At 63.9% G+C, this 3,530-nt stretch carries 3 protein-coding genes; all 3 read right to left on the bottom strand.

The annotated features are described in order from the left end of the window. Positions 1-65: 65 nt before the first annotated feature. The 3 genes from GY937_16135 to GY937_16125 all read right to left on the bottom strand — a co-directional run bounded on the left by GY937_16135 (position 66) and on the right by GY937_16125 (position 3,292). A complete protein-coding gene (locus GY937_16135; protein ID MCP5058235.1) occupies positions 66-1,223 on the bottom strand; it encodes a phosphoribosylaminoimidazolecarboxamide formyltransferase in 1,158 nt (385 codons plus the stop codon). A gap of 10 nt (positions 1,224-1,233) precedes the next feature. After that, positions 1,234-2,595 carry an FAD-dependent oxidoreductase gene (locus tag GY937_16130; protein MCP5058234.1) on the bottom strand — a complete coding sequence of 454 codons (1,362 nt, stop codon included), beginning with the start codon at positions 2,593-2,595 and terminating at the stop codon, positions 1,234-1,236. 142 nt (positions 2,596-2,737) lie between these two features. Beyond that, the gene (locus tag GY937_16125) at positions 2,738-3,292 is read right to left on the bottom strand and encodes a hypothetical protein (GenBank protein MCP5058233.1); all 555 of its coding nucleotides are present in this window, start codon (positions 3,290-3,292) and stop codon (positions 2,738-2,740) included. Positions 3,293-3,530 lie beyond the last annotated feature (238 nt).

The following is a 3,530-nucleotide window of genomic DNA, read 5'->3' as shown; positions in this document are numbered from 1 at the left end:
GTGATTGTATTTATAATTGACTTTTCTGATATTTGTCAATTGTTATCGCCGTCTCCGCTGTTGTTTTAGTGGTGAAACAGGCGGAGTTTCGTGTGTACGAGGGTGATGCCGTACTCGCGGCAGGCATCTTCGATATCGCCGTCGCGCGTGGAGCCCCCCGGCTGGGCGATGAAGCGGACGCCGTGCTTCTGGGCGTGGTCGATGTTGTCGCGGAACGGAATGAACCCGTCCGAGGCGAGACACACGCCATCGAGGTTGGCGATCCACTCCTTTCGCTCATCGCCGCTGAGCGGCTCGAGCGGGTGATCGAGCGCTTCGCGTAGCGCTTCCTCTTCGAAGGACGTGAGGTCCCCCTCGATGTATCGGACGCGCCAATTGATCCGCTCCTGGCGCTTGACGCCCTTCTTGAAGGAGAGGCCCAGGACCTTCGGATGGGTCCCGAGGTGCCAGAGATCGGCCTTGCTGCCGGCCAGCTTGGTGCAATCCACACGGCTTTGTTGGCCCGCGCCGATCCCGATCATCTGTCCGTCGAGGGCGTAGCCCACCGAATTCGATTGGGTGTATTTGAGCGCCACCAACCCCAGCAGAAGATCGCGACGTGCCGCCTCGGTCAACTCGCCACACACCACGCCGTCGAGCTCCGCAGCACCTACCGCATGGGCGTTGCGATCCTGCACGAGCTTCATGCCGAAGAGTTCCCGCTCTTCCCGGGCGGGCGCGACATAGCTGGGATCCGCCTGGATCACGATGAAGCCGCCATTCTTCTTGGCCTTGAGGATTTCCAGCGCCTCCTTTTCGAAGCCCGGCGCCACGATCCCGTCGGAGACGACACCCTTCAGGAACTTCGCGGTCTCCACGTCGACCGGATCCGAGAGCGCAGCGAAATCCCCGAACGAGCATTTGGGATCCGCACCGCGGGCGCGCACGTAGGCGAGCGCCGCCGGCGTGAGATCCTTGCCTTCCACTTCGTAGGCGCGGGCCAACGTCTCGGAAAGCGGGTGGGCTACTGCCGCACCAGCGGGCGAGACATGCTTGAAGGAGGCAGCGGCGGCCAGGCCGGTGGCCGCACGCGCTTCGTGCACGAGCTGCCATGCGTTCAGCGCATCCAGGAAATTGATGTACGAGGGATTGCCGTTCAGGAGTGCGATCGGCGTCGTGCCCTCGACGAGGGGATCCACCGAGGCAAAGCTCTGGTGGGGGTTGCATCCATACTTGAGCTGCATCGGGTCTCCGCTAGTCCAGTTCTTCAGGGCTCACTCGAGCGATCCAGTTGGCGTAGTTGCCGTCGTAGCCAACGGCCTTTTGCCGCGCACGCGTTTTCTCGAGGGCGCGCCCGAGGGCTTCGGCTGAGGCCGGTTCGGTTTTTCCAATCGCCTCGCTGATTCGCTCGGCTTGTTCACCTGCCGCTTCCGCCTCCCTGTTGGGGAGTTCGGCTTCGGCCGTATGTCCGTCCTCACCGAGCCCCAGGTAGGACTCGATTGCGGCTTCGACGACTTCGCCTGCATGCTTGCGCGAAGCGACGATGTTGCCCTTGCCGGTCACGACATTGCCAACCGAGAACACATTCGGGTAGCCATCCAGACGCCCCAGATCCCAATCCGTGAACGCGAAGAGCTCCCCCTTCATCTCGATCTCCGGGATCGGTTCGGGGATCGAGCCGATCGAGCTGATCACGCAGCTGCCGTGTCGCTCGTAGGTCTCGTCCGTGGGCGTCGGGCGTCCGCTTTCCATGGTCGTCCGTCGAAGTCGCAAGCCCACGACGCGATCGCCTTCGGTGAGCAGGGCGTCCGGGGAGGAGAGCTCCTCGAGTCGGAAGCGGAACTTCTCCATTGCCTTCTCGAGCAATCGTTTTCGGGCGTTGCGCACCTTGTCGGCGCGGGCTTCGTCGGCACCGTCGGGGATTTCGACCAGCGGCATGTCCTCTGGCCGCCGCCGGTAGAAGATCGTGCAGCCCTCGAGCCCGAGGTCTTCGAATTTCAGATCGTGCTGGGCCAGGATCTTCGGGATCCCCTTCACTTCGAGTTCGATCAGGTCGAGATCGATGCCACGCTCACGCAGCTTCGCAAGGGTGGTCTCGAGCATCAGCAACTTGGCCACGTCGATCGACGCCAGCCCGCCGCCCACCACCAGTGCGCCATCCTGGGCCTCGAAGGTTTCGCCGGAATAGCCTGATTCGTGCTTGTGGTTGAACCAGATGATGAACGGATTCTGGTAGATGAGTCCCTTGCCGATCCAGTCGTCCGCGCCCTCGATCGGAAGCTGCCGATCACGCCAGGCGCCGCAGGCCAGGACGACCGCGGAGAAGCCCCATTCCCGGCAGAGTTCGGCAAAACCCACATCCTGCCCGACCTTCGTGTTGGGCACGAAGTGGACCCAGGGCTTCGAGAGCTTGGCCGAGATGGCCTCGTATTCCTTGTTGCGCAGCCCCACGTGCCAGCGCGGAAGACCATCCTCGATCTTCCCGTAGGGCCGGGGGTTCTGCTCGAATACGCTGACGGCGCAGCCATGATCGGCCAACCGGGAAGCGACCTCGGCACCGGCGGTGGCACCGCCGATCACTGCAACGGCATGACGTAGCGGGGGAGGAGCACTCATGGCGGAAGTTTCGCACCTCCGCACCGGGGCCGCTAACGCACGTGTGCGGATCCACCTCCGAAACGAAGAGCGGCCCCCGGGGCATTCCCGAGAGCCGCTCGGCGCCCCCCGCATTCACAAGAGGGGTGCATTCCGAGGCCGCCTAGTGGCGATTGCGCGAGCCGCGGTGGGCGACCTCGTAGCGAGCCTGCTTGTGATGGCGTCCCCGGGCCAGCCGCCGCTCGTCCAACTCATGATCGAGGCGGGAGACCGCCCGGGCGACCCGACGGAAATTCCTCCGCAAGGGACGGTCCGGATGCAACGCGCGGAAGCGTCGGGCAGCACCCGCGAAGCTCCGCTCCAACTCACGGAAATCGCGATTCAGGGCTCGCACCCGACGACCGTTCTCCGCTGCGTGCCGGAACGCTCGGGCTTCATGCCGCAGGTTCTTCAGCCTGCGGAGCGCGCGTCGTTCAGCGCGTCCCGGGTGCCGGGTGTCCTCGCGCGCATGGCGCAGCAGGTTCGTGGTCAGCCGGTCGAGGCGAACGGCCGCATGCACGATCTCGTGCCGGGAGCGATGGATCGCCGGCCTGTGGGCGCGCTCCGCTCGGTCTGAATGCCTGGCGGTGGCCCGATCCGAATGTTTGGCGGCGGACGGAAGCGCCGGGATGAGCAGCAGAAGGGCGGCCAAGGGAAGGGTGGCGAAACGTTTCATCATCGACTCCTGTTTCTCGCGCTACCTGGTTGGTGGCGCTCACGGAGTACGACGTGGCCCGAAGCGGTTTATTCAGGGTCGCTCTTCCCTTCGGGGAGCCCCCCTAACCCGAATAATTCATGAAGAAGTCGCGTTCCTGAATTGAAGAAGGCCCCAGTTGCGGTAGAAACGTGTTGCGACACGCGTTTCCCCTCAACAAGGGCCCCTTCATGAAGCCGGATACTACCGCACAGACTGTCAC

It is taken from the genome of bacterium (assembly GCA_024228115.1).
In the GTDB taxonomy this organism is placed as follows: domain Bacteria; phylum Myxococcota_A; class UBA9160; order UBA9160; family UBA6930.
The sequence above is the reverse complement of the archived record's forward strand: the minus strand, read 5'-3'. Positions and strand labels throughout refer to the sequence as shown.